This is a genomic window from Mesorhizobium sp. M6A.T.Cr.TU.016.01.1.1 (assembly GCF_003952585.1).
GTDB lineage: Bacteria > Pseudomonadota > Alphaproteobacteria > Rhizobiales > Rhizobiaceae > Mesorhizobium > Mesorhizobium mediterraneum.
This window is the reverse complement of record NZ_CP034452.1, coordinates 5,392,307-5,405,519: the sequence shown is the minus strand read 5'-3', so window position 1 is coordinate 5,405,519 and position 13,213 is coordinate 5,392,307. Positions and strand designations below refer to the sequence as shown.

At 63.0% G+C, this 13,213-nt stretch carries 12 protein-coding genes; all 12 read right to left on the bottom strand.

Features of this window, described 5'->3' with window-relative positions; all coding sequences use genetic code 11:
* Positions 1-23: 23 nt before the first annotated feature.
* On the bottom strand, positions 24-710 hold the full coding sequence (gene trbF, locus EJ075_RS26145) for a conjugal transfer protein TrbF (protein ID WP_126106314.1): 687 nt from the start codon (positions 708-710) through the stop codon (positions 24-26).
* Positions 707-2,077, bottom strand: a complete 1,371-nt coding sequence (trbL, locus tag EJ075_RS26140; protein WP_126106313.1) for a P-type conjugative transfer protein TrbL — start codon at positions 2,075-2,077, stop codon at positions 707-709. Before trbL ends, trbF begins: the two co-directional genes overlap by 4 nt.
* Positions 2,074-2,442 (bottom strand): putative entry exclusion protein TrbK-alt, encoded by a 369-nt coding sequence (gene trbK-alt / locus EJ075_RS26135; RefSeq protein ID WP_126106312.1) that lies wholly within the window; start codon positions 2,440-2,442, stop codon positions 2,074-2,076. The genes trbL and trbK-alt overlap by 4 nt, the downstream gene beginning before the upstream one ends.
* 12 nt (positions 2,443-2,454) lie before the next feature.
* A complete protein-coding gene (gene trbJ, locus EJ075_RS26130; RefSeq protein ID WP_126106311.1) occupies positions 2,455-3,204 on the bottom strand; it encodes a P-type conjugative transfer protein TrbJ in 750 nt (249 codons plus the stop codon).
* Positions 3,204-5,708 (bottom strand): conjugal transfer protein TrbE, encoded by a 2,505-nt coding sequence (gene trbE / locus EJ075_RS26125; protein WP_126106310.1) that lies wholly within the window; start codon positions 5,706-5,708, stop codon positions 3,204-3,206. Before trbE ends, trbJ begins: the two co-directional genes overlap by 1 nt.
* A 15-nt stretch (positions 5,709-5,723) precedes the next feature.
* Positions 5,724-6,005 (bottom strand): VirB3 family type IV secretion system protein, encoded by a 282-nt coding sequence (locus EJ075_RS26120; protein ID WP_126106309.1) that lies wholly within the window; start codon positions 6,003-6,005, stop codon positions 5,724-5,726.
* Positions 6,005-6,268 (bottom strand): TrbC/VirB2 family protein, encoded by a 264-nt coding sequence (locus EJ075_RS26115; RefSeq protein ID WP_245458222.1) that lies wholly within the window; start codon positions 6,266-6,268, stop codon positions 6,005-6,007. Before EJ075_RS26115 ends, EJ075_RS26120 begins: the two co-directional genes overlap by 1 nt.
* 83 nt (positions 6,269-6,351) lie before the next feature.
* Positions 6,352-7,314, bottom strand: coding sequence for a P-type conjugative transfer ATPase TrbB (trbB, locus tag EJ075_RS26110; RefSeq protein ID WP_206437581.1), 963 nt, complete (start codon positions 7,312-7,314; stop codon positions 6,352-6,354).
* Positions 7,315-7,527: 213 nt separating this feature from the next.
* Positions 7,528-7,929, bottom strand: coding sequence for a CopG family transcriptional regulator (locus EJ075_RS26105; protein ID WP_206437580.1), 402 nt, complete (start codon positions 7,927-7,929; stop codon positions 7,528-7,530).
* A gap of 47 nt (positions 7,930-7,976) precedes the next feature.
* On the bottom strand, positions 7,977-9,968 hold the full coding sequence (locus EJ075_RS26100) for a conjugal transfer protein TraG (RefSeq protein ID WP_126106306.1): 1,992 nt from the start codon (positions 9,966-9,968) through the stop codon (positions 7,977-7,979).
* Positions 9,969-10,137: 169 nt separating this feature from the next.
* The gene (locus EJ075_RS26095) at positions 10,138-11,877 is read right to left on the bottom strand and encodes a VirD2 family relaxase/mobilization nuclease (RefSeq protein WP_126106305.1); all 1,740 of its coding nucleotides are present in this window, start codon (positions 11,875-11,877) and stop codon (positions 10,138-10,140) included.
* Between the two features lie 247 nt (positions 11,878-12,124).
* The gene (locus EJ075_RS26090) at positions 12,125-13,213 is read right to left on the bottom strand and encodes a lytic transglycosylase domain-containing protein (protein WP_164547186.1); all 1,089 of its coding nucleotides are present in this window, start codon (positions 13,211-13,213) and stop codon (positions 12,125-12,127) included.

Sequence of the window (13,213 nt, the reverse complement as noted above, 5' to 3'; positions counted from 1 at the left end):
TTTGCGTGTTGGTTCCGCACACATCATGAAAGTTCCTTCGACCAGTTGATGGCGTTGACATAGATACCGAGTGGATTGACCTTCAGCCGGTCGGCATCGCGGGGTTGTTGAGTGACGATGGTGAGAATGGCGGTCCAGCGCTCGGTGCTGGCCAAGCTGCCGTTGTCGTAGTGGCGCTCGATCCAGGCGACACGGAACGAGTCTGGCGAAGCGCGGATGACGCTGGAGACTTCGACCGCGATCTGGATCTTGCCGACCTTGGCAAAAGGGTCGTTCAGGCGGGCGTAGTCGTTCAGCGAGACGGCACCGCGATCGGTCGTGTAGTCGTAGGCACGCAACCAATTTTGGCGGACGATGACTGGATCGTCCGAGATGCTTCTCACCTGTTCGATGAAACGGGCGAGATGCCATGCGATCTGCGGGTCGGTCGGGCGATAGTCGGCAACGGCCGAAGCGACCACCTGCGCCTCGCCGAACTTGTCGACCTGAACCACCCAGGGAACCACGGAGCCCCGCGTCGACTGCCAGACCAAGGCGGACGCGAAACCTCCGGCCAGGATGAGCGAGCCGAAGGCCATCAGCCGCCAGTTTTTCGCTTGGACACGGGCCGCGCCGATGCGGTCATCCCAGGCTTGAGCGGCACGTTGATATGGCGTCTCCGGCTGAGGCGTCGTTCCGTAACGAACGGAAGGTCGTTTGAAGAGGTTCATCGGCGGTCGTCCTGATTGAGGGAAACATTCATCGCGCCGCCGCCGTGATCGCCGGAGCGGACGGAATGCGCGGCCATGCTGGCGCCATGGCTCATGGTCTGGCTGCGCTTCATGCGGTTGGCCCATGCCGGCGGCGATCCGGCACTGGATTCAGCCGTCGACGGACGCCCTGAGGCAGCAGATGCTGCTGGCTGCTCTCCACCCGTTGCGGTCCATGCGGCCGAGCCGCCAGCCTGGTGGCTGGAAGACAGGGCTGAAGCCGCGCGCGACACTGCCTGCTTCACCGGCTGAACGGCAGCGCCGGCACCAGCCTTGGCAACACCCGCCACGCCAGCAGCGATCGAACCGGCACCGCTCTGACCGGATGTGGCTGCGGCAAGTCCCCAGGCGGTCGAGGTGCTGCCGGCAAGATGCGCGCCGCCGCGCGCCGCCGCCGCCGACATGCGCCCAGCAGCACTGACCACGCCCGCTGCGCCGCTCATTCCGGCACGGGCGCCCATCGCGCCGGCAGCGCCAAGGCCGATGGCTCCAAGGCTGGTGCCGACAGCAGCACCCGCACCGAGCTGCGGCGCGCCGGAAACAAGGCCCGTCGCAATGCCGGGACCGAAGATCGACAGCCCCATCAATGACAAGGCACCGAGGACGAGCGACAGCGCATCGGTGATCGTTGGCTGCTCCGCGCCAAAACCTTGTGTGAACTCGCCGAAGAGGCCCGAGCCGATGCCAACGATGACGGCGAGCACAAGTATCTTCACCCCCGACGCTACGATATTGCCAAGGACTTTCTCGGCGAGGAAAGCAGTCCTGCTGAATAGCGAGAACGGGATCAGCACGAAGCCGGCAAGCGTCGTAAGCTTGAACTCGATGAGCGTGACGAATATCTGGACGGCCAGAATGAAGAACGCGATCAGCACGATCGCCCAGGCGGTCATCAGCACTGCGATCTGGACAAAATTCTCGAAAAACGAGACGTAGCCCATCAGCTGGCTCGCGGCCTCGAGGATCGGATTGCCGGCATCGATGCCGACCTGGGCGACGCGGCCCGGCTGCAACAGCGCTGAGCCCGAAAGTGCGGATCCTCCGGCCTTCAGGCCAAGCCCGGAAAAGCTTTCGAAGACGATGCCTGCCAGGCGATTGAAGTTGCCAATGATGAAGGCGAAGAAGCCGATATAGAGCGTCTTCTTCACCAGCCGATGCAGCACATCCTCGTCAGCACCCCAGGCCCAGAACAGGCCGGCGAGCGTGATGTCGATAACAATCAGGGTGGAGGTGAGGAACGCGACCTCGCCGCCGAGCAGGCCGAAGCCGGAATCGATGTAGCGGGTAAAAGTTTCCAGGAAGCGGTCGATGACGCCGGTGTCGTTCATGGTGCCACCTTCTTCGCGCGGTGTTGGTCTTCCGCTCCCGGCAATGTGGGTGACTGAAGAGGCAGCAGCCGACTCTGGTCCTTATCCACCGAGGGAAGCGCATAAGGTGACACGTGCGGTGTCGGACCGAGGAACCGTCGGCGGTTTTCCGCCCACACCTCCCTGCATGCCTCGTCCGCGGCCGCAGCCATGCCGATGTCCCGGCATCGTGCAAGCTCGATCCTTTCCGGCTCGCCGCCCCGACGTGCGGAGCGCGAGGAGGACGCGTCCTGCAAGCCGTTGCCGCGCAAGGCCATGAAGGCAACGATCATGGCGAGGCCAAGGGCGAGAACGGCTGTCATCCGGGCGGCGATCTTGAGATCCATGCGACTCTCGCCTCAGTCGTGGAACATGCGAACCGATGACGGGCTGTAGCCACTGCCCGTCATGAAGCGGCTGAACTGTTCCCGTGCTTGCTCCTGCGCGGCGGCCTTCCTCGCCTGCTCCAGCGCGGCGGCGCGTCCCTGCGCTGCCATCATCGCGGTGAGATCAGCGACCTGCTTTGCCTGCACGGCGAGAAGCTCATTGCCGGCCTGTGTCGCCTGCAGCACGCCGACGGCGGCTTGGCTGGCGCCGACCAGCGCGCTGGTCTGTTCCTGCGTCCCTTCGATGTTGTCGGCGGCGACGGCTCCGGCTTTCAGCGAATGCTCGAAGGCAGACACCGAGGTTTGCCAGCGTTCACGCGCACCATCGACAAGCTGCTGGCTGGAAAGGTTCGAGCCGAAATTCTCGTAGGTCGAGGTGAACTGGCTCTCGATGTCCTGGACGCTGTAGGCGAGCTTGTCGGCCTCGCCGAGCAGGCTCTTCATCTGAGAGAAATTGCCTTCGATCTGGCCGAGCAGAGAGGTTGGCAGGGAGGTGAGGTTTTTCGCCTGGTTGATCAGCATCTGCGCTTCGTTCTGAAGCGAAGTGACCTGGTTCTGGATCTGCTCCAGGGCGCGTGCTGCCTGAAGCAGGTTCTGGCTGTAGTTGGTGGGATCATAGACAATCAGCGCCGATGCCGGCAGCGGCGAGAGCGCAACAGCGGCGACGAGCGCCGCGGCGGCCGTCGTGTGGCGGATTCGGTGGTGCGCAAGAACGGACTGCATCAGGAAATCTCCTTTGCGGATTGGTCGATGACATTGGTGAGATCGGGAACCAGGTCGGCGGCCCAGCCGAGACCGCGGTCGGTGAGCCAGGCCTCGAGGAAATGCTCTCGGCCGGCCTCGGTGATGACCCGATCGATTGCCGCCTGGTCGGACTTGGACGATGAGGCGCAGAGGGCAAGCGCGATCGGACCAAGGCCCAGCTCGAAGAGACGGTTGCCGCGGCGGCTCTGACAGTAATAATCGCGCTTGGGCGTGGCCCGGGCGACGATCTCGATCTGGCGGTCGTTGAGGCCGAAACGCCTGTATATCTGAGTGATCTGTGGCTCGATCGCGCGCTCGTTTGGCAGGAACAGCCGGGTCGGACAGCTTTCGACGATCGCCGGCGCAATCCGGCTGCCGTCGATATCGGACAGCGATTGCGTGGCGAAGATGATTGAGGCGTTCTTCTTCCTCAACGTCTTCAGCCATTCGCGCAGTTGGTCGGCGAAGCCGCCATCGTCGAGCGCCAACCAGCCCTCATCGATGATCAGCAGCGTCGGCCTGCCGTCCATCCGCTGTTCGATGCGATGGAAGAGATAGGCAAGCACGGCCTGAGCAGCACCCGTGCCAATCAGGCCCTCGGTCTCGAACGCCTGGACGGAGGCCTCACCCAGACGCTCGTGCTCGGCGTCGAGCAGCCGGCCATAGGGGCCGCCGATGCAATACGGCCGCAGCGCTTGCTTGAGAGGTGATGATTGCAGCAGCACCGTCAGGCCGGTCAGCGTGCGTTCCTGCACCGGCGCCGAGGCCAGGGAGGTGAGCGCTGACCAGAGATGCTCCTTGACGTCGGGCGTGACGGGAACGCCCTCACGAATGAGAATGTCGACGAGCCAGTCGGCCGCCCAGGCCCGCTCGGGCGTGTGGTGGATACGGCCAAGCGGCTGTAGTGAAACAGCGCCGGCGTCGTCCGACAGATCGGCCAGCGTGAGCAAAGCGAGTGGATCGCCCGGACCCTGCCCATTCGCCGCACTGCCCCCGAGATTGTGCCAGTCGCCGCCCATGGCGAGCATGGCCGCGCGGATTGAGCCGCCGAAGTCGAAGGCAAAGATCTGGTTGCTCTCGTAGCGACGGAACTGCAGTGCCATCATCGCCAACAGGACTGACTTGCCCGCACCCGTCGGGCCAACGACAAGCGTGTGGCCGACATCGCCGACATGCAGGCTGAACCGGAATGGCGTCGCGCCTTCTGTCCTGGCGAAGAACAGCGGCGAGGCACCAAAATGCTCGTCCTCGACCGGGCCTGCCCAGACAGCCGAGAGCGGAATCATGTGGGCGAGGTTCAGGGTCGACAGCGGCGGCTGGCGGACATTCGCATAGACGTGACCGGGAATGCTGCCGAGCCACGCCTCGATGGCATTGACGCCTTCGACGATGGCCGTGAATTCCCTGCCCTGGATGACCTTCTCGACCAGCCGAAGTTTTTCGTCGGCGACCGACGGATCGGCATCCCACACCGTCACTGTTGCGGTGACATAGGCCTCGCCAATCTGGTCCGAGCCGAGGTCCTGAAGCGCAGCATCGGCGTCCGCTGCCTTGTTCGCGGCGTCCGTATCCACAAGAACGGAAGCTTCGTTGGTCATCACTTCCTTGAGGATGGCGGCGACGGACTTCCGTTTGGCGAACCACTGTCGACGGATCTTCGTCAGCAGCCTGGTCGCGTCGGTTTTGTCGAGCATGATCGCCTGCGTCGACCAGCGATAGGCGAAGGCAAGCCGATTGAGATCGTCGAGGATCCCTGGAAAGGTCACACTGGGGAAGCCGATGATGGTGAGTGTGCGCAGATTAAACTCGCCAAGCCGCGGCTCCAATCCACCGGCAAGCGGCTGATCGACAAGCAGTACATCGAGATGCATCGGCGTTTCGGGAACACGGACACGATGGCGCCTGGTGGAAACGCAGGAATGCAGGTAGGCAAGCGTCTCTGCGTCATCGAGCCAGGCTGCTTCGGGAACAAAACCCTCGACCAAGTTCAACACGCGGTCGGTACGGTCGACAAAACTTTTCAGCAGTTCCCACGGATCGACACCGCTTTTCTCCCGGCCTTCGTAAAGCCAGCCCTCGATGCGCGAGGCTTCCTCTGCCGGCGGCAACCACACGAAGGTCAGAAAATAGCAGCTCTCGAACAGCATACCGGAGTCCTCGAACTGCTCGCGCCGCTCGATGTCGAGAAGTGCCGACGCGGAATCCGGGAACTGGCTGTTGGGATAGTCAGTGGCGGGGTTGCGCTGTGCTTCGACGAAGATCGCCCAGCCCGAGCCGAGCCGGCGCAGCGCGCTGTTCAGCCGCGCCGTCGTTCCGACCAGTTCCGCCGGCGTGGCGGAATCGAGATCGGGGCCGCGAAAGCGGGCGGTGCGCTGGAACGAGCCGTCCTTGTTGAGCACGACACCAGGCGCGACCAAGGCAGCCCAGGGCAGATAGTCGGCAAGGCTAACGTTCTTTTTGCGATACTCGGCGAGGTTCATCATCGCGGAAAAAGCCTCTCAGCAGCCGAAATGTGCGGGATAGCGCAGATGCCTGCGCACGACGTCGACGAATTGAGCATCGCGCTTCGCCGCCCAGACGGCCGCGAAATGCCCTATCGCCCAGATGACGAGGCCAGCGATCCACAGGCGCAAACCGAGGCCGATAACGCCGGCCAGCGTGCCATTGGCGATGGCGACTGCGCGTGGCGCACCGCCGAGCAGGATCGGTTCGGTGAGCGCCCGGTGCACCGGCGCGAAAAACCCGCGGATGTCTTCGTCTTCCAGCAGGGGCCCTCCCATCAGATGAGCGCTCCGCCGCCGAAGGAGAAGAACGACAGGAAGAACGAACTCGCCGCGAAGGCGATCGACAGGCCGAAGACGATCTGGATCAGCCGGCGAAATCCGCCCGAGGTGTCGCCGAAGGCGAGCGACAACCCGGTGACGATGATGATGATCACCGCCACGATTTTGGCGACTGGTCCCTCGACGGATTCGAGGATTTGTTGAAGCGGCTGCTCCCACGGCATGGAAGAACCGGCCGCGTGAGCGGGCGTGCTCATCATGGCCGCGACCGAAGCTGTCGCCGTAGCCAGCGGGAACACCTCACCGACCCTACGGATAGATGACGAAGTGAAGCGGATCGGATTCATTGTTGAGCTCCATGGGGGATGGGTTTCACGGTCGGTGTGGTTTCGAGCTTTGCCTCAATCGTGCGGTAGTCGCTTGTGGTGGGATCGAGCCCGTCGACCCACGCAATCTCAACGAGACGGCGCGCAGCACCCCGGCCAGCGAGAACCGCGATGAGGTCGATGGTCTCGGCAATGAGCGCACGCGGGACCGTGACGACAGCTTCCTGCACGAGTTGCTCAAGTCGACGCAGTGCGCCAACGGCAGAACTGGCATGGATGGTGCCGATCCCGCCCGGGTGGCCGGTGCCCCAGGCCTTGAGCAGGTCAAGTGCCTCAGCTCCGCGCACCTCGCCGATCGGGATGCGGTCGGGGCGAAGCCGCAACGACGACTTCACCAGATCGGAAAGCGAGGCGACGCCGTCCTTGGTGCGCAGCGCCACGAGGTTCGGGGCGGCGCATTGCAGCTCGCGCGTGTCCTCGATCAGAACAACGCGATCGGGACACTTCGCCACCTCGGCCAGCAGCGCGTTGACCAGCGTGGTCTTGCCGGTGGACGTGCCACCGGCAACCAGCACGTTCTTCCGCCTTTCGACCGCAAGCCGCATCACATCGGCCTGGCTCTCTGTCATGATGCCGGCCGCGACGTAATCTTCGAGCGCAAACACAGCGACGGCGGGCTTACGGATGGCGAAGGTCGGTGCGGCGACAACAGGTGGCAACAGGCCCTCGAAGCGCTCGCCGGTCTCGGGCAGTTCGGCCGACACTCGGGGATTGCCGGAATGCACTTCCGCGCCGACATGGTGCGCGACCAGCCGGACGATGCGCTCACCATCGGCCGGGATCAGGATTTCGTCGGTAGCGACAAGACCTTCCTTCAGCCGGTCGACCCAGAGCCGCCCGTCCGGGTTGAGCATCACCTCGACGATATCAGGATCTTCCAGAAAGCTGGCGATGGCTGGGCCGAGGGCAGTGCGCAGCATGCGCGCACCGCGCGACACCGCTTCCCTGCCAAGCTGATAATTGATTGCCACGATGGTCCCCATTCCTCGCGGCGAGTTGGTTCGTGCCGCGGTCGGGGATGATTAGAAGAGGCAGGATTGCCGGCCTTGCAACAAGCAAAACGGGCGATCCTAATGCGACGTGCAGAGACTTGCAAAATGCGGTGCGGCGGAAATGGCGAACTCGGCTCGTACCTAACCAGCAGGCAAATCATCGGTGTCGGCCGGGGGTGCCGCGGGCACGTCCTCGGCGATTTCCTGCCGGAGCTTTGGTCCTTTGCTCAGCCTGCGACCGAGCGCGTCGACAAAACCATCGTAGCGCTGGAGGCCCTTCGCGCGAGCTTCGGCCTGGGCGGATTCCGGCAAAGCCGGAGTTGAGGTGAGCCAGAAGCGGACGAATAGCGCCAGCGTCTCGATGGCGATGCCGACGTCGCGCTCGACGCGCTGCACGCGCCGGTCGATCTGGTCTAGGCGTCGGGCAATCGCCGCTTCCTTCCGCTCGTCGGCATCCGGCGAAAGCAAGGAGGCGATTGCAGCCTCGGCGATCAGCGACAGTGAGACATCGCGCCGCGCGGCGTAGTCGGCCAGCGCGTTCATCACGTCTGGATCGAGATAGGCCGAGAGCCGTTTCTTCTTCGGGTTCTTCACAACTCAATGCCGTCATTGGGATCGAGGGCCGCCTGCCGTGCGGCGCGCCGCATGACCTGATCGACCGCGCGCTGACGGACAGCGTCATCGTCAGGTTCGTCAAGGTCGAACTCATCGTCGCGCTGTGTTGTTTGCTCCGGCGCGATGTCTTCGTAATCGGGAATCTCGGGCTGGCGACGTATGCCGCCATTTGCCGGATCCCCGCTCTGTGGATTCACGGAGGGCTTCGGTTGCAGAGGATTGCCTTCCAATGCAGCGAGGAGCGTTGTGCCCGTCCAGTCGTTAGGCCGCGATGTAGCTGAGATCGCTTCAAGCTTCGGTGGCGGCAGGACACGCTCGGCAAGGCGCGGATCGGCGAAATAGCGTGCTTTCTTCGCCCGGATCGGGAACAGGCCCGACACCATGACGATGGCGTCGCTCGGCGGAAGTTGCATGATCTCGCCTGGCGTCATGAGCGCGCGCGCCGTCTCTTGCCGCGAGACCATCAGATGGCCAAGCCAGGGCGACAACCTGTGCCCGGCGTAGTTCTTCATGGCGCGCATCTCGGTTCCTGTTCCCAGCGAGTCGGAGACGCGTTTGGCTGTCCGCTCGTCATTGGTGGCAAAGCTGACGCGCACATGGCAGTTGTCGAGAATGGAATTGTTCGGCCCATAGGCCTTTTCGATCTGGTTGAGCGACTGCGCGATCAGAAAGCTCTTGATGCCGTAGCCCGCCATGAAGGCCAGCGCGCTTTCGAAGAAATCGAGACGGCCGAGCGCCGGGAACTCGTCGAGCATCATCAACAGGCGCTGGCGGCGATCCTTCGCATGAAGATCCTCGGTTAATCTGCGGCCGATCTGGTTAAGCACGAGGCGGATGAGCGGTTTTGTGCGGCTGATATCCGATGGCGGCACGACCAGATAGAGTGTCGTCGGCCGCACGCCCTCGACAAGGTCGCCGATCCGCCAATCGCAACGAGACGTCACCTTCGCCACAACCGGATCGCGATAAAGGCCCAGAAAACTCATGGCCGTCGAAAGCACCCCTGACCGCTCATTCTCCGACTTGTTGAGCAGTTCCCGTGCCGCCGATGCCACGACCGGATGCGGACCGCCCTCGCCCAGATGCCGTGTCAGCATCATGGTGCGTAGTGTTGCCTCGATCGCCCGTTGCGGATCGGAGAGGAAGTTCGCAACGCCGGCGAGCGTCTTGTCCTTCTCTGCATAGAGAACATGCAGAATGGCGCCGACCAGGAGTGCGTGGCTGGTCTTTTCCCAATGGTTCCGACGTTCGAGCGACCCCTCGGGGTCAACGAGCACGTCGGCGACGTTCTGCACGTCGCGAACCTCCCATTCGCCTCGCCGGACTTCCAGCAAGGGATTGTAGGCAGCCGACGCGGGATTGGTCGGATCGAACAGCAGCACGCAGCCAAAGCGCGACCGCCATCCCGCCGTCAGTTCCCAGTTTTCGCCCTTGATGTCGTGCACGATCGCGCTTCCCGGCCAGGTCAGCAGCGAGGGTACGACCAAGCCGACGCCCTTGCCGCTTCGCGTCGGTGCGAAACACAGCACGTGCTCCGGACCGTCGTGGCGGAGATAATCGTGATCGAGCTTGCCGAGCACCACGCCATCCGGGCCGATCATGCCATCGACTCTGATTTCATCGCGCGTCGCCCAGCGAGCCGAGCCGTATGTGGCGGCGTCCTTTGCTTCCCGCGCCCGCCACACCGACATGCCGATAGCAACAATGATCGCGATGAAGCTGCCACTTGCCGCGATCAGCGCGCCCTCGATGAAAACCTCTGGCGCGTAAGCATCATAGAAAAACCACCACCAGAAAAATGCGGGCGGTGGATAGACAGAATGGCCGCCAAGTTCGAACCAAGGCGAACCGAGTTGCAACTGGAAGCCAAGCCGCCAGGCCGTCCATTGTGTCGCGCACCACGTAGTGACGAGCACGATCAGGAGGACGGTTACGACTTGGCCCCACAAAATTCTGGTCGCCGGCATGCTTTCGTCTCCCGGGCTGAAACGGTCAGGAGCGGATAGAGAATGTCGGGGCCTCGCCCACGCAAGAAGAAACGGGCGATCAAGGCAACCGGTCGTGTGCTGACGTGCAAAGACTTGTCTAAGGCGGGCGGTTCAGAGTGGGTACAGGCCGCACCACACTTGGAATCGCTCAGAGCCCGAGTCCCTGCTTTCTTCCAAAACTCCAATCAACTGCGCCCGTCGCGCGGGCAATGCCAGCAACGTGGCTGCCGAGATGCTTCTCGACCGATGAGGACCATGGCACCAGCCTGAAGCCCAGCCCATCATCGACCATGGCGAAGCGGCCGGACGCGAGCGAGAAGCGTTGCCGGTAGATGCCAGCGACGTGATCACCGTCCGCCGCCTTCGTGAACGAAAGACCGGTCTCGGCGGCGAGTCGCACGCCGAGTGCATCAACCTCTCGACTGCGTAACGTGTCGACAAGGTTGCGAGCGCAGATGACGCGTTGACCTTCGCGCCGTGCGAGGCCCTGCTTGACAAGAATATCGGTGCGGTCCTGAAGCGCCTGTCTCACTTCCCTGCCAAAGCCGCCCTCCCCAACTTCGACGGGTTCACGCGCCACAAGCTGACGGTCGAGCCACGTCGCACCATGGGCATGGATTTGTTCCTCGATCGCGGGGTCGGATCGAACTGCGAGCGCAACGCGGCTGCGGCCCTTCGCATCCTCGTAGCGACGAAGCTCGACGATCGAGCCCGGGGCGGAATCGGCAGTGGCGTCGAGATCTTGGAACCGAATGTGATGGGCACGACCGTCTATGCCGTCCACGATGGCATAAGCCGAGCCCCGTAGCTCATCGTCGAGCCCCCGCTCCAACAGCCGACCGATGATAGGTGTATCGATCTGCTCAGCTGCAAGGACATAGTCGGCTGCGCCTTTGTGGATGCCATGGCCGGTTAGGCTGCGATGCATGCGCTTGATGATGTCGCCGCGCTCGCCAAGCGCGCGCAAGGTCGACTCGACGTCTTCGCCCACCATCCACTGGCCAGGACGGATTTCGTTGGCGAGGCCGAGGTTTTCCAACTTGCGGAGCCGTCCGACCTTCTGCGTCAGAAACTCGTCAGGCCGCCCATCAGGATGCGGCGCGAGATCGATGATGCCATGGCGATCGGCGTCACAAACAAGCTGGCGGTCGAGCTGCGTCCAACGTTCGCTGTCGATCTGCCGCTCGATTGTTTGGCGAATGTCGTGACCGGTGCGTAGCCCAAGTGTCTGGGTGAGGATGTCACTCGCCCGGTCTCGCATGCCTTGGCGGATGTAGTCGCGCGATATGACGAGGTTCTCGCCATCATCGGCGACACCACGAACGAGAATATGGACATGCGGATGTTCGGTGTTCCAATGGTCAACGCCCACCCAATCGAGCTTCGTGCCGAGATCGCGCTCCATGTCGGCCATCAGGTTGCGAGCGAAGCCTTTGAGGTCGCCCAACTCCTGAGCATCGTCCGGTGAGACGATGAAACGGAAATGGTGCCGGTCCTCCTTGCACCGATCGGCAAAGACGTCGTGATCGGCCTCGTCCGTATCAGGACCAAACATTGTCGCCTTCTCGCCGTCGCGCGTCACGCCTTCGCGACGAAGGTATTTGAGATGAGCAGCGAGCGGTGCAGAGCTTCTGAATTGGCGAACGACGCGCGCTTTGACAATGGCACCGCGCGAGCGGCCGGTGATGAGGCGATTGGCGCGGATGCTTGCCGACCGGCCGCGACCGAACGTCGAGGCCCTTGGGGAGGTGATGCGGCCTTCTCGCGAGATATGACCGCCCGCCCGCTGTGCCGCTGCGAGCGCCTGGAATATGAACGGGCGAGCGCGCTGGCCGGCGCGGGAGCGGATACGGCCAGGGCGCACACGAAAACTATCGTCACGATTCATAGGCGCTGAGCCCGCGAGGTGCGATTTCCATTGTAGATCTTGAGAAGACAGCGAGCGTGCACATCGCCAATTACGCGAGCACATCGCAAAGCGAGACAAAAACCATAAGAAAAACAACCAACCGACCGAGCCGCACATCGCGGCCCTTTATCCTGCCATCCCTTCCCGTACTGCCCCGAAACCCACCCTCCCGCCGCAATTCCTGCGACGCAACAGGCCAGAATGCGATTGACCAGGAATGCGCCGATCATTGTGGTGTCTCGGACGAACCCTGCACAAACGGGCTATGGACAGCAGAGGGCGGAGACAATCCACCTTCACTGCGCGAGCCGTCCGGTTGCGGTACGAGCGCCGTAAGATCGGTGACCGCTTGGTCCACCGGTGCTCGCACGCTGGGTGAACGGATCGCCGTGAAGACGGTCTCTACGGGAACATTAGTCTCGCGCTCACCCTGAGGCGCCGAGCTATTCCGTGTGTTCACGACGTGCGCGAAAATCGCCGCTTCGAGTGCGCTCACCCTGCCCGCTCCTTGACGTGCGCGCATCGGAATGGGAACCGAACCATTGATCAGGGGCGCCAGTTTCCTGACGTAGTCGATCGTCTCGTGCGGAAGTGGCCGGCCGGTAACAAGATGCTCTTCGTATCGCCCAGGGCCGGCATTGTAAGCAGCGAGGAAGCCGTTGCGGCCGAAGCGGTCGAGCATCTCGCGCAGATACGCCGCACCTGCAAAAATGTTGTCGCGCGGCTGATAAGGATCGTCACCGAGGCGGTACTTGGCGCGCAGTTCTTCCCATGTCGCCGGCATGATCTGCATCAAGCCCATTGCTCCTTTGCTCGACACCGCATGAACATCACCAACGCTCTCGACATGCATGACGGCGCGAAGTAGTCGCTCGGGAATGGCAAAGCGTTTGGCCGCTTCCCGGATATGCGCCGACCAGGGATCAGCGGACGAGATGGTACTGCTGGAGTGCGCCGGCCGCTCACGATGCGCGGAAGGCTCAGCACAGACAATAGACGCCGTAAGGGCGAGCATGACGCTTGCAGACAGTGCTGCAATGCCTCGGCAGATAAAAGCACCTGCACCACGATCCCGACGCGCCTGCAGCCTGCCACCGTGCTCGCTTCCGTCAAGGGCAAGGCTTCGCCGGCCGGACTTGCTTGCCGCAAACTGCGGCGCCATGGACGTCCTGAACGAAGGGCAAGCGTCCGGCCGCCCTTGACCTTCGCTGCGCGCGGTGGCCGCCTGACAGGCGATCGGGTCGGAGGGTTTGACCGGCGCCCAATCGATCAAAGGGTTTGACTCAGAAAGTTCGCTGAGGCGAAATCGGAGCAT

Excerpts from the sequence above, each read along its gene's own strand:
- trbF (WP_126106314.1), bottom strand. The coding sequence starts at position 710 with ATGAACCTCTTCAAACGACCTTCCGTTCGTTACGGAACGACGCCTCAG.
- trbL (WP_126106313.1), bottom strand. The coding sequence starts at position 2,077 with ATGAACGACACCGGCGTCATCGACCGCTTCCTGGAAACTTTTACCCGC.
- trbK-alt (WP_126106312.1), bottom strand. The coding sequence starts at position 2,442 with ATGGATCTCAAGATCGCCGCCCGGATGACAGCCGTTCTCGCCCTTGGC.
- trbJ (WP_126106311.1), bottom strand. The coding sequence starts at position 3,204 with ATGCAGTCCGTTCTTGCGCACCACCGAATCCGCCACACGACGGCCGCC.
- trbE (WP_126106310.1), bottom strand. The coding sequence starts at position 5,708 with ATGATGAACCTCGCCGAGTATCGCAAAAAGAACGTTAGCCTTGCCGAC.
- EJ075_RS26120 (WP_126106309.1), bottom strand. The coding sequence starts at position 6,005 with ATGGGAGGGCCCCTGCTGGAAGACGAAGACATCCGCGGGTTTTTCGCG.
- EJ075_RS26115 (WP_245458222.1), bottom strand. The coding sequence starts at position 6,268 with ATGATGAGCACGCCCGCTCACGCGGCCGGTTCTTCCATGCCGTGGGAG.
- trbB (WP_206437581.1), bottom strand. The coding sequence starts at position 7,314 with ATGCTGCGCACTGCCCTCGGCCCAGCCATCGCCAGCTTTCTGGAAGAT.
- EJ075_RS26105 (WP_206437580.1), bottom strand. The coding sequence starts at position 7,929 with ATGAACGCGCTGGCCGACTACGCCGCGCGGCGCGATGTCTCACTGTCG.
- EJ075_RS26100 (WP_126106306.1), bottom strand. The coding sequence starts at position 9,968 with ATGCCGGCGACCAGAATTTTGTGGGGCCAAGTCGTAACCGTCCTCCTG.
- EJ075_RS26095 (WP_126106305.1), bottom strand. The coding sequence starts at position 11,877 with ATGAATCGTGACGATAGTTTTCGTGTGCGCCCTGGCCGTATCCGCTCC.
- EJ075_RS26090 (WP_164547186.1), bottom strand. The coding sequence starts at position 13,213 with ATGCTCCGATTTCGCCTCAGCGAACTTTCTGAGTCAAACCCTTTGATC.